Below are 25,116 nucleotides of genomic sequence, written 5' to 3'. Positions count from 1 at the left end.
GTTTACTGCGCCCTTATTGTATGGCCAACAAGGTAAAATTATATGGTCAGCTCAACGACTCCGTCATCAGGTGAATACTTGTTGGAAATGAGCGGTATCAACAAGTCTTTTCCTGGTGTTAAGGCACTTGATAACGTTAATTTAAAAGTCCGACCACATTCTATCCATGCGTTAATGGGGGAAAACGGCGCGGGAAAATCAACATTATTAAAATGCCTGTTTGGTATTTATCAAAAAGATTCCGGTACCATTTTATTCCAGGGTAAAGAGATCGATTTTCATTCTGCCAAAGAAGCACTGGAAAATGGTATTTCGATGGTACACCAGGAGTTAAACCTGGTATTACAACGTTCGGTGATGGACAACATGTGGCTGGGGCGATATCCCACCAAAGGCATGTTTGTTGATCAGGACAAAATGTACCGCGAAACTAAAGCGATTTTTGATGAACTGGATATTGATATCGATCCGCGTGCGCGCGTCGGCACATTATCTGTTTCGCAAATGCAGATGATCGAAATCGCCAAAGCGTTTTCCTATAACGCGAAAATCGTGATTATGGATGAACCGACTTCTTCGTTAACCGAAAAAGAGGTCAATCATCTGTTTACTATTATTCGTAAATTAAAAGAACGCGGCTGCGGTATTGTCTATATCTCGCATAAAATGGAAGAGATTTTCCAGTTATGTGATGAAGTCACCGTATTGCGCGACGGTCAGTGGATCGCTACCGAACCGTTGGAAGGGCTGACGATGGACAAGATCATCGCTATGATGGTTGGTCGATCGCTTAACCAGCGTTTCCCTGACAAACAAAACACGCCAGGTGAAGTGATCCTCGAAGTGCGTAACCTGACGTCACTACGCCAGCCATCGATTCGCGACGTGTCGTTTGACCTGCATAAAGGGGAGATCCTCGGTATTGCCGGGCTGGTGGGGGCGAAACGTACCGATATTGTTGAGACGTTATTTGGCATTCGCGAGAAATCTGCTGGCACCATTACGTTGCATGGCAAAAAGATCAATAACCATAACGCCAACGAAGCCATTAACCACGGATTCGCACTGGTCACCGAAGAGCGCCGTTCAACGGGAATTTACGCCTATCTGGATATTGGCTTTAACTCGTTAATTTCCAATATTCGCAATTACAAAAACAAAGTTGGCTTGCTGGATAATTCGCGAATGAAAAGCGATACCCAGTGGGTCATTGATTCGATGCGGGTAAAAACACCGGGGCATCGGACGCAAATTGGTTCGCTCTCAGGTGGTAATCAGCAAAAGGTGATTATTGGTCGCTGGCTGCTAACGCAACCAGAAATATTAATGCTCGACGAACCGACGCGCGGTATTGATGTCGGAGCGAAGTTTGAAATTTATCAGTTAATTGCCGAACTGGCGAAGAAAGGCAAGGGGATTATTATTATCTCCTCTGAAATGCCAGAGTTGTTAGGGATAACAGACCGTATTCTGGTTATGAGCAATGGCCTCGTTTCCGGAATTGTCGATACAAAAACAACAACGCAAAACGAAATTCTGCGTCTTGCGTCTTTGCACCTTTAAGATTAGGGGCTTCCCATGAGTGCGTTAAATAAGAAAAGTTTTCTTACTTACCTGAAAGAGGGCGGTATTTACGTCGTTCTTTTAGTTTTGCTGGCCATTATAATTTTCCAGGACCCAACGTTTTTAAGTCTGTTGAACTTAAGTAATATTCTCACCCAGTCATCGGTGCGTATTATTATCGCGCTCGGCGTGGCAGGGTTAATTGTCACCCAGGGGACCGATCTTTCCGCTGGTCGTCAGGTAGGGCTGGCGGCAGTGGTGGCAGCGACGTTATTGCAGTCCATGGATAACGCTAACAAAGTGTTCCCGGAAATGGCGACGATGCCGATTGCGCTGGTTATTCTGATTGTCTGTGCTATTGGCGCGGTTATCGGTTTAATTAACGGCCTGATCATTGCTTATCTCAACGTGACGCCGTTTATTACCACGCTTGGCACGATGATTATCGTCTACGGCATCAACTCGCTCTATTACGACTTTGTGGGGGCGTCGCCGATTTCTGGTTTTGATAGCGGCTTCTCCACCTTTGCCCAGGGATTTATTGCACTGGGGAGTTTCCGGCTCTCTTACATCACCTTCTACGCGCTGATTGCCGTGGCATTCGTCTGGGTGCTGTGGAACAAAACCCGTTTTGGTAAGAACATTTTTGCCATTGGCGGTAACCCGGAAGCGGCAAAAGTATCTGGTGTTAACGTCGGCCTGAACCTGCTGATGATCTACGCGCTGTCTGGCGTGTTCTATGCCTTCGGCGGGATGTTAGAAGCTGGACGTATCGGCTCTGCCACCAACAACCTCGGCTTCATGTATGAGCTGGATGCTATCGCGGCGTGCGTGGTGGGCGGCGTATCGTTCAGCGGCGGTGTGGGGACGGTCATTGGTGTAGTGACCGGGGTAATTATCTTTACGGTCATTAACTATGGCCTGACGTACATCGGCGTAAACCCGTACTGGCAGTACATCATCAAAGGGGCGATTATTATCTTCGCCGTGGCGCTGGATTCACTGAAATACGCGCGTAAGAAGTGATGTGATTGTGGGTATTGCCGGATGCGCCGCATCCGGCAATCGGTGCCAAATGCCGGATGCAACGCTGGCGCGTTTTATCCGGCCTACAATGAGCGCAACATACTGATCTATATGGTTTTATATGCCGGATAAGGCGTTCACGCCACATCCGGCGACAGGAGCCAAATGCCGGATGCAACGCTGGCGCGTTTTATCCGGCCTACAATGAGAACAACATATTGATTTATATTGTTTTGTAGGCCGGATAAGGCGTTCACGCCGCATCCGGCGACAGGAGCCAAATGCCGGATGCAACGCTGGTTTTACAACGTTACCGGGTGTTCTTTCTCTCCCTTCTTAAACTTCACTTCCCCGAGATCGATACAACCCACCGGGCAAACATGACCGCAAAGCAAACAACCAACGCATTTTTCGGTATTACAATGCGGCGTGCGCGTTTTCTCGTTCCATTCCATCGCCTGATGACCGCCGTCGTAACAGGAAATGTAACAGCGCCCACAGCCAACACATTTATCGAGATTGATATGGGGATAGACGATATAGCTGCGGTCTAAATCTTCTGCCGGAACAATATTATGATTCGCCAGGCCAACCATCTCCTGCAACGAATCAAACCCCTGATCGGCAAGATAATGCGACAACCCGCTCGTCATATCCTCCACAATGCGATAACCGTACTGCATGATGCCAGTGGTCACCTGTAACGTTGCCGCGCCGAGCAATAAAAACTCCGCCGCATCTTCCCAGGTTTCAATACCGCCGATACCGCTGATCGGGAAATCGCGCAGCTCTGGATGCGTGCGCATTTGCTGAATAAAGCGCAGGGCGATCGGTTTCACCGCTTTACCGGAATAACCGGAAATACTCGATTTACCGTTGACGATCGGCATACCAATTTTCTGATTAAGATCGATATTGGTGATGGATTTGACGGTGTTAATTGCCGCAATGCCATCTGCGCCGCCGCGTTTTGCCGCCAGCGCCACTTCGCACATATCACCGATATTCGGCGTCATCTTCGCCAGCATTGGCAGCGTGGAACCACGTTTCACTGCCCGACAATATTTTTCTACCAGCTCCGGGCTTTGCCCGACATCGCTACCCATCGCATGAGAAGTCATTTGCGGACAGGAGAAGTTACACTCGATCATATCGGCGCCAGCTTCTTGCACCAGACGCGCCAGATCTTCCCACTGCTGCTCATTTTCCCCCATAATCGAAGCGATCAATACTTTGTCCGGGTAATCTTCTTTCAGCCGACGCAGGGCGGCCAGATTCTCCTCCAGGGGATGTTCAGCAATCTGCTCCATATTTTTGAAGCCGATAAAACCGGTATCTTCTTTCACCAGATGATCAAAACGCGGTGAGACTTCATTAGCGATAAAAAAGCCGATCGTTTTGAACACCACTCCACCCCAGCCGGTGTCGTAGGCTTTGGCGCACATCTCGTAGCAATTGCCAACCGGCGAAGAAGAGAGGCAGAACGGGTTGGGAAACTTCACGCCGCAAAAGGTAATAGAAAGATCTTTCGTTAACATGAGCAAGCTCCCTCTAAATAATGATGAATCGCCTCGGCGGCTTCTTTCCCGGTTTTCACTGCATAAACCACGGTTTTGTCACCCTCAACAATATCGCCAGCGGCAAACAGTTGCGGGTCGCGGGTCTGGTAATTTTGCGTTTCGATTGTGTTGCGCTGTGGTTCCAGTGCGGAAAAAGCGGCAAGTTCGGCATGTTGACCTACAGCGAGAATAATTTTGTCCGCCGCCATCGTCAGTTCGCCCGGTAAACGAACATGTTTAAACGTCACTTTATTGCCGTCTACAGCCACTGGCGTAAAGCCATCGATAATCGATACCCCCAATTTTTGAGCGCTGGTGAACTCTTTCTTGCTTGCCGGAAACTCATCTAACTCTTCACGCGCAACGCAGGTCACCGCCGGGCAACCAAGAACTTTCAGCGTGCTGGCAACGTCCATCGCGACATCGCCGCCGCCAATAATTAATGCGCTCTGTGGGATGCTGATATTGCCCTGCGCCTGTCGTGCACGTTGCAAGAAGTCGACGGCAATCTCAACGTCGCTATGTTCAAACAGCGGCAGACCAGAACCGCTCGATAACCCCACGGTGACCAGTACCGCTCGGTTTTCCGTTTTCAATTGTTCCAGCGTGAGTGTTTTACCAATCTCGCAATTGCACTTTATGGTCACCCCCATTTTTTCGATACGGGCGATTTCTGCATCCAGCACCGATTGCGGCAAACGAAATTGCGGAATGCCATTACGCAGCCAACCACCTGGCAGTGCTTCTTTTTCATAAATCGTGACGTCGTATCCCCGGTTGGTCAGTGTCACACTAGCTTGTAGCCCGGCAGGGCCTGCACCAATAATCGCCACTTTGCCGAGCGTTTTACTGCCGGGCTGATAAATCTCCATTCCGGTTTGCTGTTCGAAATCAGTAACAAAACGCTGTAAGCGGCCAATATCAATCGGGTCGTCGACACCGGCACGTGTACAACCTCGCTGGCATAATTTTTCCGTAGGGCATACTCTGGCGCAAACGGCACCGAGCGCGTTATTTTCGCGAATTGTCTCGGCAGCACCTTTAAAATTACGAAAATAAATTGAGCGAATAAATTTTCCCGGATCGGTTTGCGCCGGGCAAGCCTGACTACAGGGCGCGTCGTGACATAATAAACAGCGAGAGGCTTCTTTAATCGCCAGTAAAGGCGTAAAAGCCGGAGTGAGTTCATCCAGATAATTTTGTTGCGGCATGTGATCTTCCTTAATGCTATAGGTAATTAAGGCGAGCGTTTAGTAAATAATAATGTACTGATATTAAGGCTAAGCGTGCGGGGAAATTTAAACTGTGAAAGGATTCACAAATAGCTGCGGTTAAGAATGTGATATCCGCAGCTTATCAGGTGAAGTAATAATTATTCTCAATAATTAACTGGAGAGGGGAATATTAACGATAGAAAATAAGATAAATAATCATGCCAATAGATAAAATTCCGAAACCACAATACGCCACCATATAAGCAAAGAAGAGCCCCGGATTTTTTTCGCGCCAGACATACACCGGTTCCGGCGAATTTTTAACTCGTTTATCAATCGCGCCAGCATGCCAGCCTTTCCACGCTTCGCGAAAACAAAATACAGGGATTAGGAAAAAAACGGCAACGACAAAAAACTGCTGTACATCCATAACTACTTTCCTTGTTTCTTTTGTAATTCAAGTAACTGCTCGGGCGTGACGGCGGGATAGCCCTGCGCATCTTCCGGCACTTGATGCATTGCCGGAATAGGGACCAATGGACCTAAAAAGCGCGGCTCACGTTTAAAAATATAAAGGTCAGCCAGCGCGCCGAAACGGGCGGCAAATTCGCGAATACGTACCGACCACATATCTTTTGGCGATGGTACGGCATAACACTGGGCCTGAATACCCATATGTAAAGCGATAAATAATGCCCGCTCACAGTGAAAACGCTGGGTGATAATAATGAAATCGTTAGTATCGAACACTTTGCGCGTGCGTACGATGGAATCCAGTGTTCGGAAGCCCGCGTAATCGAGAACAATATCAGAGGGGTCGACGCCAGCGGCTATTAAATCTTTGCGCATGGTCATCGGCTCGTTATAACTTTGCAACGCGTTATCGCCGCTAAGTAAGAGATAGTTCACCTTACCGCTGTTATAGGCATTAATCGCCCCCTGAATACGGTAGCGGTAATACTGATTAATGACTCCGGTGCGATAATACTTTGCTGTGCCAAGCACCACGCCGACCTGACGGTAGGGGAGATCCTGCAACTCGTCGTAGATATAAGGCGCAGTTTTCCAGCTCATCCAGCGATCGAGGCCGAGCACAGTCAACAGCAGCAAGCCGATCATGACTAACAGGCTGTAGAACAGACGCTTTAACATGCAGAAGACTCGATCTCGGGAAATTTTTATCAGGCTACTTTACCCGCTGCTTTTGCGCAAGAAACGGTAAACTGTTTGCCGGGATTTTCGACATCAGGAGAGCGCTGGCAAGCCTGATGCAACGCTTATAAGCGTGCCAGACTTGTAGGCCGGATAAGGCGTTCACGCCGCATCCGGCACCAGGCTTAAGCGAGAAGAACGCGGTCGATACTGTGACAGCCGAGAGCTTTCAGCGTTGCTGAGGTTGCATCCCATTGAATCAACGGCGCGTCGGCTTTTTCTGCCAGAACCGCGCGCTGGATATCCGGGTAATCATAACCCTTGAGATTCAACAGAATTAACGCACCCTGCAACGGCGGCAGTGTCGGGTTGAATGCGGCGTTTTCAGCGTAGCTTCCGCTGAAAATACGACCGTCTTTGCATTCCAGCGCTACACCGCTTGGTGACTTACTGTAAGGCATGTGCGAACGGTTTGCCGCTGCAATCGCCGCCTGAGAAAGCGTATCACCAGTTAACGCAAAGCCGTGATCCTGCTCGTCCATCAGCAGCGTTTTTATCTCCAGATCTTTTGGTCCAAAGGCATCCGGCAGATAGTCACGCAGTGCGTGCGCCTCGCGCCCCGGCAGATGAATACGCAGATCCAGACCGCTGTTCAGTTCATTCATAAACTGACGGCAGTGACCACAAGGCGTGTAGTTAACGGTGATGGCTGCTAGCGCTTTTTCACCGCTTAACCAGGCGTGGCTGATAGCACTTTGTTCGGCATGAACGGTTTGCTGCATTGTTGCACCAATAAATTCCATATTGGCACCGAAATACCATGTACCACTCACGCCACGTGCAATAGCGCCAACGTTAAAATTCGACAATGGCGTACGCGCGCAGGCCGCAGCCAGCGGTAGCAGTGCGAAAGCCAGCGCGTCTTCGTCCAGCCCGGTTGCGCTCTTAAGCGAAGAGACTTGCTCCCCGGTCAACAAAGCGGGGAAGTACTTGTCTGCCAGAATAGGTTCCAGCGCAGATTGCAAGTTATCCGCAAGTTGGGCAAAAGCAGTTTGAAAACGTGGATGCATGGCGTTGCCTCATAATCATGTAATGGGATAACAGTTTACGAACCTGTCATGGCTTTATATGTGATCTGAATCTCATTAATTATGCAACGCGTGAAACGTACATCAAAAATGCGCGACGCATCGCAAATTTTAGCCCATTACTGCCAGAATAATCGGGAAAAGGAACGGCGCGATCAGCGAAGTAATAATCCCGCATAACACCAGCGCCAGCGAACTAAATGCACCTTCCTGATAATCCAGCTCAGCGCAGCGCGCCGTACCGAGGGCGTGGGAAGCCGTCCCCATCGCCAGACCGCGCGCCGCTTTGGTACGAATACGCATCGCATTAAGTAACGTATGACCAAAGACCGCACCGAGGATCCCGACGAAAATGACACAAACTGCGCTGATTGCCGGAATACCGCCAATACTGCCGCCGACAGCCATCGCAATTGGCGTAGTGACCGATTTCGGTAATATTGACGCAGCAATTTCCGGTGAAGCCCCCATCAACAAGGCCACGCAAGTCCCAGTCACCATCGCTACCACGCTGCCGATAAAACAGATGGTGATGATTGATTTCCAGCGGGCGCGGATCTGATGCAACTGTTCATATAAAGGATAGGCCAGTGCGACGACCGCCGGTTGCAGCAGATCGTTTAGCACTTCGCTACCTTTAAAGTAGCTGTCGTAAGAGATGCCGGTCAGCATTAAAAAAGGAATGATCACCACCATTGCCACCAGCAACGGGTTAAGCAAGGGAAACTTATACCGCGCCGCCAGCTTGCGGGCGGCAAAAAAGACAATCAACGTCAGCGGTAATGACCACCAGATATTTGCCATCATTCTTCTGATCCTTTCTGACCTACGACTTTACGTTCACCGTGCACCAGTTGAGAACTCCAGCTCACCACCAGAAAAACCACCAGCGTACTGACTGCACAGGAAACCACTACCGGGCCAAACTGCGCGCGTAGTAAATCAAAATATTGCATTACGCCTACGCCAATCGGCACAAACAATAGCGCCATATAGCGAATTAAAACGTAACACCCCGGATTGACCCACTTCGCCGGAAGAATTTGCAAGGCCAGCAGGACAAACAGGATCAGCATCCCGATGATGCTGCCCGGAATGGTTACCGGTAGCAGGGATGCAATGAAAATGCCTGCATACAGGCAGGCATAAATCAGGACGAAAGCGCGTAAATATTGCCAGATAATGTTCAGTGTCTTACTCATAATCAACACCCCAGATGAGATGGATTCATCATACAATTAATTCATAAAATGTGCTACAGATCACATTAAGAATTCATCGCTATTTTTCGCGCCTGGGTATGACGATGTGAGCAGCGAACTCAGGCAAATCTGCTTTTTCGCAACAGAAAGCGTGTTTGCCATAGATCAAGCATAGAGAGGGATTGCAGCTTTGCAGCAATCTCACTCGGCAGACCTTTAATCCGCTGACCGGAGGCGCTAACATAGCGCCTCATTTTTTTGCGGGTGATGATATGCGTGTGTTACTGGCGCCAATGGAGGGGGTACTTGACTCTCTGGTGCGCGAATTGCTGACCGAAGTTAACGACTACGATCTGTGCATCACTGAGTTTGTTCGCGTGGTGGATCAACTGCTGCCGGTAAAAGTTTTTCATCGCATTTGTCCTGAGCTACAAAATGCTAGCCGTACTCCTTCAGGTACGCTGGTGCGCGTACAGTTGCTGGGGCAGTTTCCGCAATGGCTGGCAGAGAACGCCGCCCGTGCGGTGGAATTAGGTTCCTGGGGCGTGGATCTTAACTGCGGCTGCCCGTCGAAAACGGTTAACGGCAGCGGCGGTGGGGCAACGTTACTGAAAGATCCCGAACTCATCTACCAGGGCGCGAAAGCGATGCGCGAAGCCGTACCGGCGCATTTGCCCGTCAGCGTGAAAGTGCGTTTGGGCTGGGACAGTGGCGAGAAAAAATTTGAAATTGCCGATGCTGTTCAACAGGCTGGCGCTACGGAGCTGGTGGTGCATGGGCGGACAAAAGAGCAGGGGTACCGCGCGGAGCATATTGACTGGCGGGCGATTGGCGAGATTCGCCAGCGGCTGAATATTCCGGTGATTGCCAATGGTGAAATCTGGGACTGGCAGAGTGCGCAACAATGCATGGCTATCAGCGGCTGCGACGCGGTGATGATTGGGCGCGGGGCGCTCAATATTCCTAACCTGAGTCGGGTGGTGAAATATAACGAACCGCGAATGCCGTGGCCGGAGGTCGTTGCATTGCTGCAAAAGTATACCCGTCTGGAGAAACAGGGGGATACCGGGTTATATCACGTCGCGCGGATTAAGCAGTGGTTGAGTTATTTACGTAAAGAATATGATGAAGCAACGGAATTATTTCAGCATGTGCGGGTGTTGAATAATTCCCCTGATATTGCAATGGCTATTCAGGCAATTGATATCGAGAAACTCTAAAAAACCATAGTGATGTTTTTTTGACAATGTGTTAGCTCTTTATCAATAGGCCGCACGGTTGTTTGGTGGCGTCAAAATCGCCGAGGCGTTCCCTGAAGGCCGGGGCAGCCCACATGGATGTGGGCTGAGGGCGCGTTTTACAGGGATGTTACCTCGCGCCCGACCCGGTAGCCGTAAGGGATAAGCCGAGGGCACCGCGCAGCGGCGATTTTGTTCGCCAGAGCCCGGGGGTGCAGGGGGCGGCGGCGATTGGCCGCCCCTTGCGCGCTCCTTGCGCCAGTGATTATATGAAGCAATGCACATGACAGGAGCGCAACAGGATGAGAGACTGAAATATTCTCGTTATTTTCGAATCTGATGACATTAATTAATTTTAAAATATCATCTTAAATACGCCAGTCACCACCAGTAGCCCAATCAGGAAAATAATCAATACTGCCCAGAGTATAATTTTCATTGGCGTTCCTTTATTTGTGAATGCTGAATAAGTATAGGAAAAAATGAAACTCTTTGCCGTCATTCATAAACGATTAAGATAAATCAGAGGATATCATTCACTTACTGTATATTTTTCTGGATATGTCGTTTTATTGCTGCTGATGTATTGCCACGCGAAACTAAAAAATACATTGCAACACACGGTAATCTCCGCGCACCTTTTCTTACCTGATTACTCCCCATGAATCGTGATTCCTTTTATCCAGCTATCGTCTGTTTTCCGCTGTTCCTCATTCTGGCTGGGTGTGCGCCTGTGCACGAAACTCGCCAGGCGTTAAGCCTGCAAACGCCTGCCACGCAAGTGGACACGGCGTTACCTGCGGCATTGAAAAACGGTTGGCCAGACAGCCTGTGGTGGCGGGAATACCACGATAATCAACTCACCTCCTTAATTAATAATGCAATACAGAACGCACCGGATATGCAGGTGGCTGAACAGCGCATTCAACTGGCTGAAGCCCAGGCGAAGGCAGTTGCCACTCAGGATGGCCCACAGGTAGATTTTTCTGCGGATATGCAACGGCAAAAAATGTCGGCTGAAGGGTTAATGGGGCCGTTTGCCCTGAACGATCCTGCCGCAGGAACTACGGGGCCGTGGTATACCAACGGTACTTTTGGTTTAACGGCGGGCTGGCATCTTGATATCTGGGGAAAGAATCGGGCGGAAGTTACTGCTCGCCTGGGGAATGTTAAAGCACGGGCGGCTGAACGTGAGCAGACCCGACAATTGCTGGCTGGCAGCGTGGCACGCCTGTACTGGGAGTGGCAAACCCAGGCAGCTTTGAACACTGTATTGCTGCAAATCGAAAAAGAGCAGAACACCATTATTGCGACCGATCGCCAGCTCTATCAGCGTGGAATTACCTCTTCGGTTGAAGGTGTGGAAACCGATATTAATGCCAGTAAAACCCAGCAACAGCTCAACGATGTCGCAGGTAAGATGAAAATTATCGAGGCGCGATTAAGTGCGCTCACCAACCATCAGAAAAGCGCATTGAAGCTGCATCCGGTCACGTTGCCGAAAGTGGCAAGCCAGCTTCCAGATGAACTGGGATATTCCTTGCTGGCCCGGCGGGCAGATTTGCAGGCGGCGCATTGGTATGTCGAGTCGTCGTTAAGTACCATCGACGCAGCAAAAGCGGCATTTTATCCCGACATCAATCTGATGGCCTTCCTGCAACAGGATGCTTTGCATTTAAGCGATCTTTTTCGTAGCTCCGCCCAACAGATGGGCGTCACGGCGGGGCTGACGCTACCCATTTTCGATAGCGGCCGTCTTAACGCCAACCTCGATATCGCGAAAGCCGAAAGCAACTTGTCGATTGCCAACTACAACAAAGCGGTGGTCGAGGCGGTGAATGACGTGGCGCGGGCGGCGAGTCAGGTTCAGACACTGGCAGAGAAAAACCAGCATCAGGCGCAAATTGAGCGCGATGCCTTGCGTGTGGTGGGGCTGGCACAGGCGCGATTTAACGCGGGCATCATCGCGGGTTCCCGCGTCAGTGAAGCCAGAATTCCGGCGCTTCGCGAACGAGCCAATGGCCTGCTTTTGCAAGGGCAATGGCTGGATGCCTCCATTCAACTTACCAGTGCGCTGGGCGGGGGCTACAAACGCTGAGGATATGCGCCTTCTATACTTAACGTTTAGTCAGCGTTAGGTGGAGAACTCAATGGCACAGGTCGCGATTATTACCGCTTCTGATTCAGGAATAGGTAAAGAGTGCGCTTTATTACTGGCGCAGCAAGGGTTTGATATTGGCATTACCTGGCACTCTGATGAAGAAGGGGCAAAAGATACCGCGCGTGAGGTAGTTAGCCACGGCGTCCGTGCGGAGATGGTGCAACTGGATCTCGGCAATTTACCTGACGGTGCCAGGGTGCTGGAGAAGCTCATTCAACGGCTGGGGCGTATTGATGTGCTGGTGAATAATGCGGGCGCAATGACCAAAGCGCCGTTTCTTGATATGGCTTTTGACGAATGGCGAAAGATTTTTACCGTTGATGTCGATGGTGCATTTTTATGCTCACAAATTGCTGCCCGCCAGATGGTGAAACAAGGGCAGGGTGGTCGAATCATCAACATTACTTCGGTGCATGAACATACGCCGTTGCCGGATGCCAGCGCTTACACAGCCGCTAAACATGCGCTCGGTGGGCTAACTAAAGCGATGGCGCTGGAGTTAGTGCGGCACAAGATTCTGGTGAATGCGGTTGCGCCTGGCGCGATTGCCACGCCGATGAATGGAATGGATGACGGCGATGTGAAGCCTGGTGCGGAGCCTTCGATTCCCCTGCGACGTTTCGGCGCAACGCATGAGATTGCCAGCCTGGTGGCCTGGCTATGTTCCGAAGGCGCCAATTACACCACTGGGCAGTCGCTGATTGTCGATGGCGGTTTTATGCTGGCAAATCCGCAGTTTAAGCCGGAGTAGTGCAATGAGGTGAGTGGCTATTTCAATGGGTAATATTTTGGTAGGCATGATAAGACGCGCAAGCGCCGCATCAGGCATGGAGCAGCTGTTGTCGGATGCGGCGTGAACGCCTTATCCGTCTACAGGCCGCATCATGAGGTAACTGCTTTACGCCTGATTATCTGGCTTTTTCTTCCCGCGCCGTTTCAGCCACCAGCGAACACCAACCACCAGAGCCACAACCAGAATTAACCAAACCCAGTGCTTCAAATGTTGGTCAAGATCGTGCAACCACGGCGCAATCACCTGGCCACCCGCGTAGCCAATGGTGGTAAAAATCAGCGCCCAGGCAAATGCGCCGAGAATATTCAGCGGTAGAAATATTTTCGGCGGTAGCTGACTGGCGCCAATCAGCGTCGGACCAATCACCCGAAAGCCATACATAAAACGTGTACCAATAACAAACAGATACGGATGACGTTGGATCAGCTTTTGTGCCCGTTCAATTTTATCCTGATGTTTTGAGAAACGGCGTAACAGTTTGCCGCCAAACCGCCGTCCGCACAGATAAAGCGCCTGGTCGCCAATCATGCCGCCAAGTGCCACAGAAAGAACCACCAGCGGAAACTTTAATAATCCCTGATGTGCCGCAACGCCTCCCAGCAAAGTCACGGTTTCACCCTCTGCCAGACTGCCAAGTACCAGCGCGGCATAACCATATTGTGAAATAAGCGTATTAAGATCCATAGGCCAGTCTGTCTCCCTTTGGTTGTCTGTAAGCATACACCCTGTGAATTGTTTGCGCAGAAAAAGGCGTTTCATCAGGCGACGCAAATTTCATGACAGGACAAAAAATAATCACAAGCTGACTTATACTTGAACTGTCAGGTTCATGAACTCACAACAAGGGGGCGGTATGAGCCATGTCTGGGGACTGTTTTCCCATCCCGATCGTGAAATGCAGGTGATTAATCGTGAAAACGAAACGATTTCTCATCACTACACCCACCACGTTTTGCTGATGGCGGCGATTCCGGTGATTTGCGCCTTCATTGGCACCACGCAAATCGGCTGGAATTTTGGCGATGGCACTATCCTGAAGTTATCCTGGTTTACCGGACTGGCGTTGGCTGTCTTGTTTTATGGCGTGATGCTGGCTGGGGTCGCAGTGATGGGGCGGGTCATCTGGTGGATGGCGCGCAATTACCCACAGCGTCCGTCGCTTGCGCACTGTATGGTCTTCGCGGGCTACGTCGCGACGCCGCTGTTTCTAAGCGGTCTGGTAGCGCTTTACCCGCTGGTCTGGCTGTGTGCTCTGGTCGGCACGGTGGCGCTGTTTTACACGGGGTATCTGCTTTATCTCGGTATTCCAAGCTTCCTGAATATTAACAAAGAGGAAGGTCTTAGCTTCTCCAGTTCGACACTGGCGATTGGTGTGCTGGTACTGGAAGTCCTGCTCGCCCTTACCGTCATACTTTGGGGGTACGGTTATCGTCTGTTCTAGAAAGTTCTTTTGAGTTGCATTGCTGGCGTAAATGTCAGCAATGCAGCATTTCCTCACGATTCTCCTTTGACGACCGCACTTTTTGCTCGTTATGATGGCTTCGCTAGCCTCAGTAAATCCTTACTCCGGCGGTGCGCAACCCGTGCGCGTGAACCACTATTTGAATGCTCATCATGCCGAAATTTCGAGTTTCTTTATTTAGCCTGGCCCTGATGCTGGCTGTGCCTTTTGCACCGCAGGCCGCTGCGAAAACGGCAGCCGCTACCACCGCTTCGCAGCCGGAAATCGCTTCCGGTAGTGCGATGATTGTTGATCTTAATACCAACAAAGTGATCTATTCGAACCACCCTGATCTGGTGCGTCCGATTGCCTCAATCACCAAATTAATGACTGCGATGGTTGTGCTGGATGCACGACTGCCGCTGGATGAGAAACTAAAAGTAGACATCAGCCAGACGCCGGAGATGAAAGGGGTCTATTCGCGCGTACGACTGAACAGCGAAATCAGCCGTAAAGAGATGCTGTTGTTGGCGCTGATGTCTTCGGAAAACCGTGCGGCGGCAAGCCTGGCGCACCATTATCCTGGTGGTTATAACGCCTTTATTAAAGCAATGAATGCGAAAGCAAAAGCTCTCGGGATGAGTAACACGCGCTTCGTTGAACCGACCGGGCTATCAGTGCATAACGTTTCGACTGCCCGTGATCTGACCAAATTGTTGATTGCCACCAAACAATATCCGTTGATCGGTCAGTTAAGTACCACCCGTGAAGATATGGCGACCTTCTCTAATCCGTCATATACGCTGCCATTCCGCAATACTAACCATCTGGTGTATCGCGATAACTGGAATATCCAGCTAACCAAAACGGGCTTTACCAATGCCGCAGGGCATTGCCTGGTGATGCGCACGGTTTTCAATAATAAACCGGTGGCGCTGGTGGTGATGGATGCGTTTGGCAAATATACCCATTTTGCCGATGCCAGCCGCCTGCGTACATGGATTGAAACCGGCAAAGTGATGCCCGTTCCGGCAGCGGCGTTGAGTTATAAAAAACAAAAAGCCGCCCAGATGGCGGCGGCAGGGCAGACGGCACAGAACGATTAAGTTTGCTTGCCTGTATGCCGGATAAGGCGTTTACGCCGCATCCGGCATTCGTTGCCCATGCCTGATGCGATGCTTGCGCATCTTATCAGGCCTACAAACGTGACGCGCCCGTAGGCCGGAGAAGACGTTCACGCCGCATCCGGCATTCGTTGCCCGCGCCTGATGCGATGCTTGCGCATCTTATCAGGCCTACAAACGTGACGCGCCCGTAGGCTGGATAAGGCGTTCACGCCGCATCCGGCATTCGTTGTCCGTGCCTGATGCGATGCTTGCGCATCTTATCAGGCCTACAAATGTGACGCGCCCGTAGGCTGGATAAGGCGTTCACGCCGCATCCGGCATTCGATTGAGCCATGCCTGATGCGATGCTTGCGTATCAGGCATTCAGCCGTATTTACTCCACTTATTGCCAGTTTTTCCGCTTACTGGTTTTACCGATCCCCGGATTCATACTGTTAGTCGGATCGTTTTCACGATAAAACTTTTGCAGCGTCTCCGGTGCTTTATACAAATGACCGACGTTATGCTCGGCAGGATATTGCGCGCCGCGCTGGCGTAACAATTCCAGCATCTGTTCCTTCAGCGCATGCACATCCACGCCTTTCTTGACGATGTAATCCTGGTGGAAGACGTAGCACATAAAATGCCCGTAATAGAGCTTATGCACCAGCTGGCTGTCGATTTCTGGCGGCAGATGTTCATACCACTCGGTGTCATTACGCCGCAGAGCGATATCCAGCGCCAGAATGTCTTCGACTTCATCGGAATGTACCGCCTGATAACGTATTGCTGCGCCTGCCGCCGCGAAACGGTGCAAAAACGCTTTACTGCCTTCTTCCGGCGTACAGACAAAGAAATCGCCTTCGGCCTGTTTGAAAAAATCTACCAGCCAGGATTTTGCTTCGCCCACGCCATCCCCCGCCATTTTTAACAGCAGATGATGTTCATATTTATCGCGCCAGCTTTTCATGCGTGGCGGCAAATGACTGGGGAACAAATGACTGAATTTCTGCATTGCGAGATCGGTAAAGTGTGGTCGGAAGAACTTCACCTTCTCCAGTATCGCATCGGTACGTCCCTTGATATTAAAGAATAACGGCATCTTGTCGGTGCCAAGTTTATCGATCATCAGGAAGGTGTCTTTGCCGTATTTTTCCGCGATATCGTAGATATCCCGATGCATATATTCCCCGGCAACCGGCAGATTTTCGAAATTAGCCAGAATATGGCGGCGGATCTCGGTCAGTACTTCCGGCTGGTTGGTGCCGATATAAAATACCTGCTGGTTTTTTTCCGCTTCAAAGGTATCCAGACGCACTGCGAAGACGGCCAGTTTGCCAGCGCAACCGGAGGATTCAAACAGGCGATCCGGGTCAGCGTTATAACGTGCGGGCGTGTCGGCTTCAATATCTCGTACGCGGTGAACATAGTCATAATCATGGGCGTGACGGCCATCGTGGCGCACATCATCTTCTTTGATGCGATCGTCATCCAGCTTGCTGAGGATCTGCTCCGGCGTTTCACCCAGATCAATTCCCAGATGGTTAACCAGCGTCAGCTTGCCGTTTTCATCTATGCGTGCGAATAACGACATTTCGGTATACGCCGGACCACGCTGCACCAGCGAGCCACCAGAGTTATTACAGATGCCGCCGATAACCGATGCGCCAATACACGATGAACCAATCACCGAGTGCGGTTCGCGGCCTAATGGTTTGAGAGCTTTCTCCAGCGAATAGAGCGTGGTGCCAGGATACGCCAGCACCTGTTCGCCCTTACCGAGAACATGCAGCTTGTCGAGGCGCTGGGTGCTGATGATCACGATATCGCGATCATAATCGTTACCATTTGGCGTGGAGCCTTCGGTCAGACCGGTATTGGCGGCCTGCATCAGAATAATTTTGTCGGCGGTGACGCAGGTTTTCAGTACTCGCCACAATTCCAGTAGCGAGCCTGGAAGAACAACGGCCAGCGCGTCACCCTGACCGGAGCGGAAGCCCTTGCGATAGCGGGCCGTTTTTGCGGGATCGGTGAGCAGGTGTGAAGAACCGACCAGACGGGCAAGTTCATTCAAAAAGGTTTTATTATCAGTTGTTGTCATGGAAGACATTTTCCACTCCTTGTGGTGGCGAAAAAACATCACAAACTAGAATAGCGCCTTGTATGACAATTCAGCGAGTGAATATTTTGAAAATTCAGACAATAAACTGAGCTTTCTTTTTCTCTCTCCATCAGGCTTATGGCAAACTACCGCTTTTGCACCATTTTCGCTGCCACGTCGGGCAACAGAGGAAGAATAATCCACATGAAATGGCTATGTTCAGTAGGTATCGCGGTGAGTCTGGCCCTACAGCCAGCACTGGCGGATGATTTATTCGGCAACCATCCATTAACGCCCGAAGCGCGGGATGCGTTCGTCACCGAACTGCTCAAGAAAATGACGGTCGATGAGAAAATTGGTCAGCTGCGTTTAATCAGCGTTGGCCCGGATAACCCGAAAGAGGCGATCCGCGAGATGATCAAAGACGGGCAGGTGGGGGCGATTTTCAATACCGTCACACGTCAGGATATCCGCGCCATGCAGGATCAGGTGATGGAACTGAGCCGCCTGAAAATTCCTCTCTTCTTTGCCTACGACGTGCTGCATGGTCAGCGCACCGTCTTCCCGATTAGCCTCGGTCTTGCGTCCTCTTTTAACCTCGACGCAGTGAAAACCGTCGGGCGCGTTTCTGCTTATGAAGCGGCGGACGATGGCCTGAACATGACCTGGGCGCCGATGGTCGATGTCTCGCGCGATCCTCGCTGGGGTCGCGCTTCCGAAGGTTTTGGTGAAGATACGTATCTCACCTCAACTATGGGTAAAACCATGGTGGAAGCGATGCAGGGTAAAAGCCCGGCAGATCGCTACTCGGTGATGACCAGCGTCAAACACTTTGCTGCTTACGGCGCGGTAGAAGGCGGTAAAGAGTACAACACCGTCGATATGAGCCCGCAGCGTTTGTTTAATGACTATATGCCGCCGTACAAAGCGGGGCTGGACGCAGGCAGCGGCGCGGTGATGGTGGCGCTGAACTCACTCAACGGCACGCCTGCAACTTCTGATTCCTGGCTGCTGAAAGATGTCCTGCGCGATCAGTGGGGCTTTAAAGGCATCACGGTTTCCGATCATGGCGCAATCAAAGAGTTGATCAAACACGGTACGGCGGCAGACCCGGAAGATGCGGTGCGCGTGGCGCTTAAGTCCGGGATCAACATGAGCATGAGCGACGAGTATTACTCGAAGTATCTGCCTGGGTTGATCAAGTCTGGCAAAGTGACGATGGAAGAGCTGGACGACGCTGCCCGCCACGTATTGAACGTTAAATATGATATGGGGCTGTTTAACGACCCATACAGCCATCTCGGTCCGAAAGAGTCTGACCCGGTGGATACCAATGCTGAAAGCCGCCTGCACCGCAAAGAAGCACGTGAAGTGGCGCGCGAAAGCCTGGTGTTGTTGAAAAACCGCCTTGAAACCCTGCCGCTGAAAAAATCGGCAACCATTGCGGTGGTTGGTCCACTGGCGGACAGCAAACGTGACGTGATGGGCAGCTGGTCCGCAGCCGGTGTCGCCGATCAATCCGTGACTGTACTGACCGGGATTAAAAATGCCGTCGGTGAAAACGGTAAGGTGCTGTATGCCAAAGGGGCGAACGTCACCAGTGACAAAGGCATTATCGATTTCCTGAATCAGTATGAAGAAGCAGTCAAAGTCGATCCGCGCTCGCCGCAAGAGATGATTGATGAAGCGGTGCAGACCGCGAAACAATCTGATGTGGTAGTGGCTGTGGTCGGTGAAGCCCAGGGGATGGCGCATGAAGCCTCCAGCCGTACCGATATCACTATTCCGCAAAGTCAGCGTGATTTGATTGCGGCGTTGAAAGCCACTGGTAAACCGCTGGTGCTGGTGCTGATGAACGGGCGTCCGCTGGCGCTGGTGAAAGAAGATCAGCAGGCTGATGCGATTCTGGAAACCTGGTTTGCGGGTACGGAAGGCGGTAACGCGATTGCCGATGTGCTGTTTGGCGATTACAACCCGTCCGGTAAGCTGCCAATGTCCTTCCCGCGTTCTGTCGGGCAGATCCCTGTTTACTACAGCCATCTGAATACCGGTCGTCCGTATAATGCCGACAAGCCGAACAAATACACTTCGCGTTATTTTGATGAAGCTAACGGGGCGCTTTATCCGTTCGGCTATGGTCTGAGCTATACCACTTTCACCGTCTCTGATGTGAAACTTTCTGCGCCGACCATGAAGCGTGACGGTAAAGTGACCGCCAGCGTGCAGGTGACGAACACCGGTAAGCGCGAAGGGTCTACGGTAGTGCAGATGTACTTGCAGGATGTGACGGCTTCCATGAGTCGCCCGGTGAAACAGCTGAAAGGTTTTGAGAAAATCACCCTGAAACCGGGCGAAACTCAGACCGTCAGCTTCCCAATCGATATTGAGGCGCTGAAGTTCTGGAATCAACAGATGAAATATGACGCCGAGCCTGGCAAATTCAACGTCTTCATCGGCACCGATTCCGCACGCGTTAAGAAAGGCGAGTTTGAGTTGCTGTAATGCTTTAGTAAGGGCGCGACGTTTGCGCCCTTTGCCTGATGCGCCGCGCTTATCAGGCCTACAGGATGTTTGCAACTTGTTCAATTTTCACCCTTTGTAGCGCCGCATCCGGCAAGAAACGCGGGGCAAGATATGCCCTTTAAGTATTTATCTGATTCTGCAACTGAATCTTTCCGCTCAGGATAACCCCGCCATTATCAACTATGCTTTTCTCTTAATTCGCTGAAAACAACAGTAAAAGAATGAGGAAAGCATCATGCCACTCTCAAAGCTCTGGACAGGTTCACTGGTTATGTTGGCAGCCGTGAGCCTGCCGCTACAGGCGGCTTCCCCCGTTAAAGTTGGTTCGAAAATCGATACCGAGGGCGCGCTACTCGGCAACATCATCTTACAGGTACTCGAAAGCCACGGCGTACCGACGGTCAATAAAGTCCAGTTGGGAACCACACCTGTGGTGCGCGGGGCGATTACTTCCGGCGAACTTGATATCTACCCGGAATATACCGGCAATGGCGCTTTCTTCTTTAAAGATGAAAACGATGCAGCGTGGAAAAATGCCGGGCAAGGCTACGAGAAAGTCAAAAAACTCGATGCAGAGCAAAACAAGTTAATCTGGCTGACGCCCGCACCTGCGAATAACACCTGGACCATCGCCGTGCGTCAGGATGTTGCAGAGAAAAACAAACTCACTTCGCTTGCCGACCTGAGCCGTTATCTGAAAGAGGGCGGCACCTTCAAACTGGCGGCCTCAGCAGAGTTTATCGAACGCGCCGATGCGTTACCCGCTTTTGAAAAAGCCTATGGCTTTAAGCTCGGTCAGGATCAGTTGCTGTCACTGGCCGGTGGCGACACGGCGGTGACGATTAAAGCCGCTGCCCAGCAAACTTCTGGCGTTAATGCCGCAATGGCTTACGGAACTGACGGCCCGGTAGCGGCGCTGGGGCTGCAAACCTTAAGCGATCCGCAAGGCGTGCAACCTATCTACGCGCCTGCACCAGTGGTGCGTGAGTCGGTGCTGAAAGAGTATCCGCAAATGGCACAGTGGCTACAGCCAGTCTTCGCCAGCCTCGATGAAAAAACATTGCAGCAACTGAATGCCAGCATTGCAGTGGAAGGACGGGATGCCAAAAAAGTGGCTGCCGACTACCTGAAACAAAAAGGGTGGACGAAGTAATTTCCCGTGTCTTATCTACGTATTAATCCTGTTCTGACGTTACTGTTGTTGCTGATGGCAATAGCAGTGGTGCTGCCGTTTATCAGCTACGCACCTAACCGTTTAGTCTCTGGTGAGGGGCGTTATCTGTGGCAACTGTGGCCGCAAACGATCTGGATGCTGGTGGGCGTTGGCTGCGCCTGGCTGACAGCCTGTTTTATTCCCGCAAAAAAAGGCAGCATTTTTGTACTCATTCTGGCGCAACTCGTCTTCGTGTTACTGGTGTGGGGCGCAGGAAAGGCGGCGGCACAACTGGCGCAAAATGGCAGTGCGCTGGCGCGTACCAGCCTCGGCAGTGGTTTCTGGCTGGCTGCGGCGCTGGCATTGCTGGCCTGTAGCGATGCCATCCGCCGAATCTCCACGCATCCGCTGTGGCGCTGGTTGTTGCATATGCAGATTGCCATCATTCCGCTGTGGTTGCTGTACTCCGGCACGCTTAACGATCTCTCGCTAATGAAAGAATACGCCAACCGTCAGGATGTATTCGATGACGCACTGGCGCAACATCTGACCCTGCTGTTTGGTGCGGTGCTGCCTGCGCTGGTGATTGGCGTGCCGCTGGGCGTCTGGTGCTACTTTTCCACTGCGCGTCAGGGGGCGATTTTTTCTCTGCTCAATGTCATTCAGACCGTGCCTTCGGTGGCGCTATTTGGCCTGTTGATTGCGCCGCTTGCCGCGCTGGTTACTGCCTTTCCGTGGCTGGGGAAGCTCGGCATAGCAGGTACCGGAATGACACCCGCACTGATTGCTCTGGTGCTCTATGCCTTGCTGCCGCTGGTGCGCGGCGTGGTAGTCGGCTTGAATCAGATCCCGCGCGATGTGCTGGAGAGCGCCAGAGCGATGGGCATGAGTGGGGCGCAGCGATTCCTGCATGTTCAGCTACCGCTGGCGATGCCAGTATTTCTGCGCAGCCTGCGGGTGGTGATGGTGCAAACCGTCGGCATGGCGGTGATTGCGGCATTAATCGGCGCAGGCGGTTTTGGTGCGCTGGTTTTCCAGGGGCTGTTAAGCAGTGCCATTGATTTAGTGTTGCTGGGGGTGATCCCGGTAATTGTTCTGGCGGTGCTTACCGACGCGCTGTTCGATTTGCTTATCGCACTGCTGAAGGTGAAACGTAATGATTGAATTTAGCCATGTCAGCAAACTGTTCGGCGCACAAAAAGCCGTTAACGATCTCAATCTCAATTTTCAGGAAGGGAGTTTTTCGGTGCTGATTGGCACATCTGGCTCCGGCAAATCCACCACCCTGAAAATGATTAACCGCCTGGTGGAGCATGACAGCGGAGTGATCCGCTTTGCCGGAGAAGAAATTCGCTCGCTGCCAGTGCTGGAGCTGCGCCGCCGGATGGGCTATGCCATTCAATCTATTGGCCTGTTCCCCCACTGGAGCGTGGCGCAAAACATCGCCACCATGCCGCAATTACAAAAATGGTCGCGGGCGCGGATTGACGATCGTATCGACGAATTAATGGCGCTACTGGGGCTGGAGTCAAATTTGCGTGAGCGTTATCCGCATCAGCTTTCCGGCGGTCAGCAACAGCGTGTGGGAGTGGCGCGCGCATTGGCTGCCGATCCGCAAGTCTTACTGATGGATGAACCTTTTGGTGCGCTGGACCCGGTAACGCGTGGCGCGTTGCAACAAGAGATGACGCGCATTCACCGTTTGCTGGGGCGCACTATTGTGCTGGTGACCCATGATATCGACGAGGCGCTACGGCTGGCAGAACATCTGGTGTTGATGGATAACGGAGAGGTGGTGCAGCAGGGTGATCCGCTGGCGATGCTTACTCGTCCGGCAAACGATTTTGTCCGCCAGTTTTTTGGGCATAGCGAACTGGGTGTACGCCTGCTTTCGTTACGTAGTGTGGCGGATTACGTGCGTCGCGAAGAACGGGCAGAAGGTGAGGCGCTGGCAGAAGAGATGACGCTACGCGATGCGCTCTCCCTGTTTGTTGCGCGGGGATGCGAGGTGCTGCCGGTGGTGAACATGCAGGGCCAGCCTTGCGGCACGCTGCATTTTCAGGATCTGCTGGTGGAGGCGTGAGCGTATGAAGATGTTGCGCGATCCGCTGTTCTGGCTCATTGCTCTGTTTGTTGCGCTGATTTTCTGGCTACCCTATAGCCAGTCGCTGTTCGGTGCTTTATTTCCGCAACTGCCACGGCCCGTTTATCAGCAAGAAAGTTTTGCAGCCCTGGCGCTGGCCCATTTTTGGCTGGTGGGAATTTCGAGTTTGTTTGCGGTGATCATTGGCACTGGTACCGGAATTGCTGTCACTCGCCCGTGGGGCGCGGAATTTCGCCCGATGGTGGAAACTATTGCCGCCGTTGGGCAGACTTTTCCGCCCGTCGCGGTGCTGGCGATTGCCGTTCCGGTGATCGGCTTTGGTCAGCAACCGGCGATTATCGCGCTGATCCTTTACGGCGTGCTACCCATCTTGCAGGCGACACTTGCCGGGCTGGGAGCGATTGATGCCAGCGTGACCGAAGTTGCCAAAGGCATGGGAATGAGCCGTAGTCAGCGACTGCGCAAAGTCGAGTTACCGCTGGCTGCGCCGGTGATTCTGGCGGGTGTGCGGACTTCGGTGATTATCAACATTGGCACGGCGACGATCGCCTCAACGGTAGGAGCCAGCACGCTGGGTACGCCGATCATCATCGGACTTAGCGGATTTAACACTGCTTATGTGATTCAGGGGGCGTTACTGGTGGCACTGGCGGCGATCATCGTAGACCGCCTGTTTGAACGGCTGGTGCAGGCGCTTAGCCAGCACGCAAAATAAAGGTGTAACCTGCGAGCATGACGCCACCGATACCGCCTAACGCCATAAACAGGAACAGGGCGATGACCCCAATTTTAGTTAGCTATGCGCATAATGCAGTCCTTATGTTAACGAAAGGATTGTACAGTAAAGCGCATTTGTTAACGAATCATTTAATGCCAAGCGGGAAAATATCATGCCCTTGTTCCTGCCAACTGGTGAGTTGCTGCTGCTGGGCGGGAGACTGGCTGTCGCCGCACCACACCAATAGCGTACGGCCTTCAAACAGTTCCGGGCGGAGCTGGTTGAGGGAATGGGCGAGGACATCAATGCGCCATCCCTGCTGGCTGGCAATCCAGCCTTCCAGCCACAGACGGGTGGTATCGTGAATATTCCAGCCAACCACCAGCGCATCTTTGCCCTGTTTTTTACGTGCCGAAGCCAGGCAAATGGCGATGTAGTTGATCAGTACACCATCAAGGATCGCCAGCAATGCCTGAAGAGTCGGTTGCTGACACTGAAGCCGCCGACGCAGAGGAATGAACAGATGTGTGGTGAGCGTCTGGGCGGGGTAGTCCTGACCACGCTCTTTGATCCACATTCGTAAACTCTGGAGATTACCGCTTTGCAGGTAATTAAGCAGCATTTCTTGCTGGTCGCGCCAGCCGTTCTGCACATCAATATTCTCATTACTGAGCAGCATTTTAACTTTGCTGACCTGCACGCCGTTGTCGATCCAGCGCTTGATCTCCCGGATCCTGTCGATATCCGCATCGTTAAACAGGCGATGTCCGCCGTCTGTTCGCTGCGGTTTCAATAACCCGTAACGCCTCTGCCACGCGCGTAACGTGACAGGATTGATATCACAAAGCAACGCCACTTCACCAATTGTGTAAAGCGCCATCGTTTCACCCTTGCTTGCGAGGTCCCAGCATAACTGTAGACGTTCTTTTATGAACCAGGTAGTTTTGGTCGTTTTTTGATCTCGATTAGGATGA

Annotated in this window: 24 protein-coding genes; 12 read left to right on the top strand and 12 right to left on the bottom strand. The window is 51.7% G+C overall.

Annotated elements, in window-relative coordinates; genetic code table 11:
* The first annotated feature begins 42 nt into the window (after positions 1-42).
* Positions 43-1,563: a galactose/methyl galactoside ABC transporter ATP-binding protein MglA gene (mglA, locus tag FEM44_RS00970; RefSeq protein WP_135521901.1), complete on the top strand. Its 1,521-nt coding sequence runs from the start codon at positions 43-45 to the stop codon at positions 1,561-1,563.
* Between the two features lie 15 nt (positions 1,564-1,578).
* A complete protein-coding gene (mglC, locus tag FEM44_RS00965) occupies positions 1,579-2,589 on the top strand; it encodes a galactose/methyl galactoside ABC transporter permease MglC (protein ID WP_001275110.1) in 1,011 nt (336 codons plus the stop codon).
* Between the two features lie 302 nt (positions 2,590-2,891).
* Here mglC and preA read toward each other — a convergent pair whose 3' ends face one another.
* The 7 genes from preA to FEM44_RS00930 form a co-directional block, all read right to left on the bottom strand.
* Positions 2,892-4,127, bottom strand: coding sequence for an NAD-dependent dihydropyrimidine dehydrogenase subunit PreA (gene preA, locus FEM44_RS00960; RefSeq protein ID WP_135521909.1), 1,236 nt, complete (start codon positions 4,125-4,127; stop codon positions 2,892-2,894).
* Positions 4,121-5,359, bottom strand: coding sequence for an NAD-dependent dihydropyrimidine dehydrogenase subunit PreT (preT, locus tag FEM44_RS00955; protein ID WP_135521911.1), 1,239 nt, complete (start codon positions 5,357-5,359; stop codon positions 4,121-4,123). The genes preA and preT overlap by 7 nt, the downstream gene beginning before the upstream one ends.
* Before the next feature lie 193 nt (positions 5,360-5,552).
* Positions 5,553-5,792, bottom strand: coding sequence for a DUF2542 family protein (locus FEM44_RS00950; protein ID WP_135521913.1), 240 nt, complete (start codon positions 5,790-5,792; stop codon positions 5,553-5,555).
* Between the two features lie 2 nt (positions 5,793-5,794).
* Positions 5,795-6,514 (bottom strand): outer membrane permeability protein SanA, encoded by a 720-nt coding sequence (sanA, locus tag FEM44_RS00945; protein WP_130207054.1) that lies wholly within the window; start codon positions 6,512-6,514, stop codon positions 5,795-5,797.
* A gap of 185 nt (positions 6,515-6,699) precedes the next feature.
* A complete protein-coding gene (cdd, locus tag FEM44_RS00940; protein WP_135521915.1) occupies positions 6,700-7,584 on the bottom strand; it encodes a cytidine deaminase in 885 nt (294 codons plus the stop codon).
* Positions 7,585-7,713: 129 nt separating this feature from the next.
* On the bottom strand, positions 7,714-8,409 hold the full coding sequence (locus FEM44_RS00935) for a CidB/LrgB family autolysis modulator (RefSeq protein ID WP_130207051.1): 696 nt from the start codon (positions 8,407-8,409) through the stop codon (positions 7,714-7,716).
* Entirely contained in the window at positions 8,406-8,804 is a 399-nt protein-coding gene (locus FEM44_RS00930; RefSeq protein ID WP_001295452.1) for a CidA/LrgA family protein, read from the bottom strand. Before FEM44_RS00930 ends, FEM44_RS00935 begins: the two co-directional genes overlap by 4 nt.
* Positions 8,805-9,076: 272 nt before the next feature.
* Here FEM44_RS00930 and dusC point away from each other — a divergent pair, with 272 nt between their 5' ends.
* Positions 9,077-10,024 (top strand): tRNA dihydrouridine(16) synthase DusC, encoded by a 948-nt coding sequence (gene dusC / locus FEM44_RS00925; protein WP_135521917.1) that lies wholly within the window; start codon positions 9,077-9,079, stop codon positions 10,022-10,024.
* A 373-nt stretch (positions 10,025-10,397) separates the two neighbouring features.
* On the opposite strand, the gene yohP is transcribed toward dusC, so the two are convergent.
* A complete protein-coding gene (gene yohP, locus FEM44_RS25390; RefSeq protein ID WP_000691708.1) occupies positions 10,398-10,481 on the bottom strand; it encodes a small membrane protein YohP in 84 nt (27 codons plus the stop codon).
* A gap of 222 nt (positions 10,482-10,703) precedes the next feature.
* On the opposite strand from yohP, the gene mdtQ reads away from it, so the two are divergent.
* Together mdtQ and FEM44_RS00910 are read left to right on the top strand one after the other, a co-directional pair.
* Positions 10,704-12,140, top strand: coding sequence for a multidrug resistance outer membrane protein MdtQ (gene mdtQ, locus FEM44_RS00915; RefSeq protein ID WP_135521919.1), 1,437 nt, complete (start codon positions 10,704-10,706; stop codon positions 12,138-12,140).
* Positions 12,141-12,192: 52 nt separating this feature from the next.
* The gene (locus FEM44_RS00910) at positions 12,193-12,954 is read left to right on the top strand and encodes an SDR family oxidoreductase (RefSeq protein WP_135521922.1); all 762 of its coding nucleotides are present in this window, start codon (positions 12,193-12,195) and stop codon (positions 12,952-12,954) included.
* 147 nt (positions 12,955-13,101) lie between these two features.
* Here the strand turns inward: FEM44_RS00910 and FEM44_RS00905 are convergent, their stop codons facing one another.
* Positions 13,102-13,680 (bottom strand): DedA family protein, encoded by a 579-nt coding sequence (locus tag FEM44_RS00905; protein WP_135521924.1) that lies wholly within the window; start codon positions 13,678-13,680, stop codon positions 13,102-13,104.
* A gap of 169 nt (positions 13,681-13,849) precedes the next feature.
* Between FEM44_RS00905 and FEM44_RS00900 the strand changes: the two genes are divergently transcribed.
* Both FEM44_RS00900 and pbpG read left to right on the top strand, forming a co-directional pair.
* On the top strand, positions 13,850-14,437 hold the full coding sequence (locus FEM44_RS00900) for a Yip1 family protein (RefSeq protein WP_001295454.1): 588 nt from the start codon (positions 13,850-13,852) through the stop codon (positions 14,435-14,437).
* 173 nt (positions 14,438-14,610) lie between these two features.
* On the top strand, positions 14,611-15,543 hold the full coding sequence (gene pbpG, locus FEM44_RS00895; protein ID WP_135521926.1) for a D-alanyl-D-alanine endopeptidase: 933 nt from the start codon (positions 14,611-14,613) through the stop codon (positions 15,541-15,543).
* Positions 15,544-15,946: 403 nt separating this feature from the next.
* Here the strand turns inward: pbpG and dld are convergent, their stop codons facing one another.
* Positions 15,947-17,653, bottom strand: a complete 1,707-nt coding sequence (gene dld / locus FEM44_RS00890; RefSeq protein ID WP_135521928.1) for a D-lactate dehydrogenase — start codon at positions 17,651-17,653, stop codon at positions 15,947-15,949.
* A 195-nt stretch (positions 17,654-17,848) separates the two neighbouring features.
* Here dld and bglX point away from each other — a divergent pair, with 195 nt between their 5' ends.
* The 5 genes from bglX to yehW all read left to right on the top strand — a co-directional run bounded on the left by bglX (position 17,849) and on the right by yehW (position 24,139).
* Positions 17,849-20,146: a beta-glucosidase BglX gene (bglX, locus tag FEM44_RS00885; RefSeq protein WP_135521930.1), complete on the top strand. Its 2,298-nt coding sequence runs from the start codon at positions 17,849-17,851 to the stop codon at positions 20,144-20,146.
* A gap of 256 nt (positions 20,147-20,402) precedes the next feature.
* Positions 20,403-21,320: a glycine betaine ABC transporter substrate-binding protein OsmF gene (gene osmF, locus FEM44_RS00880; RefSeq protein ID WP_135489085.1), complete on the top strand. Its 918-nt coding sequence runs from the start codon at positions 20,403-20,405 to the stop codon at positions 21,318-21,320.
* A gap of 6 nt (positions 21,321-21,326) precedes the next feature.
* Positions 21,327-22,484: a glycine betaine ABC transporter permease YehY gene (gene yehY / locus FEM44_RS00875; protein WP_135521932.1), complete on the top strand. Its 1,158-nt coding sequence runs from the start codon at positions 21,327-21,329 to the stop codon at positions 22,482-22,484.
* Positions 22,477-23,403 (top strand): glycine betaine ABC transporter ATP binding protein YehX, encoded by a 927-nt coding sequence (gene yehX, locus FEM44_RS00870; protein ID WP_135521934.1) that lies wholly within the window; start codon positions 22,477-22,479, stop codon positions 23,401-23,403. The genes yehY and yehX overlap by 8 nt, the downstream gene beginning before the upstream one ends.
* 4 nt (positions 23,404-23,407) lie before the next feature.
* Positions 23,408-24,139: a glycine betaine ABC transporter permease YehW gene (gene yehW / locus FEM44_RS00865; protein WP_135521935.1), complete on the top strand. Its 732-nt coding sequence runs from the start codon at positions 23,408-23,410 to the stop codon at positions 24,137-24,139.
* Here yehW and FEM44_RS00860 read toward each other — a convergent pair.
* Positions 24,120-24,212, bottom strand: coding sequence for a protein YohO (locus tag FEM44_RS00860; RefSeq protein ID WP_135521978.1), 93 nt, complete (start codon positions 24,210-24,212; stop codon positions 24,120-24,122). The genes yehW and FEM44_RS00860 overlap by 20 nt on opposite strands.
* Positions 24,213-24,287: 75 nt before the next feature.
* Positions 24,288-25,022, bottom strand: a complete 735-nt coding sequence (mlrA, locus tag FEM44_RS00855) for an HTH-type transcriptional regulator MlrA (protein WP_135521937.1) — start codon at positions 25,020-25,022, stop codon at positions 24,288-24,290.
* Positions 25,023-25,116: the final 94 nt, after the last annotated feature.

Source organism: Escherichia sp. E4742, from assembly GCF_005843885.1.
In the GTDB taxonomy this organism is placed as follows: Bacteria; Pseudomonadota; Gammaproteobacteria; order Enterobacterales; family Enterobacteriaceae; genus Escherichia.
Note: the sequence above shows the minus strand (reverse complement) of the source record. Positions and strands in the feature narration are given on the sequence as shown.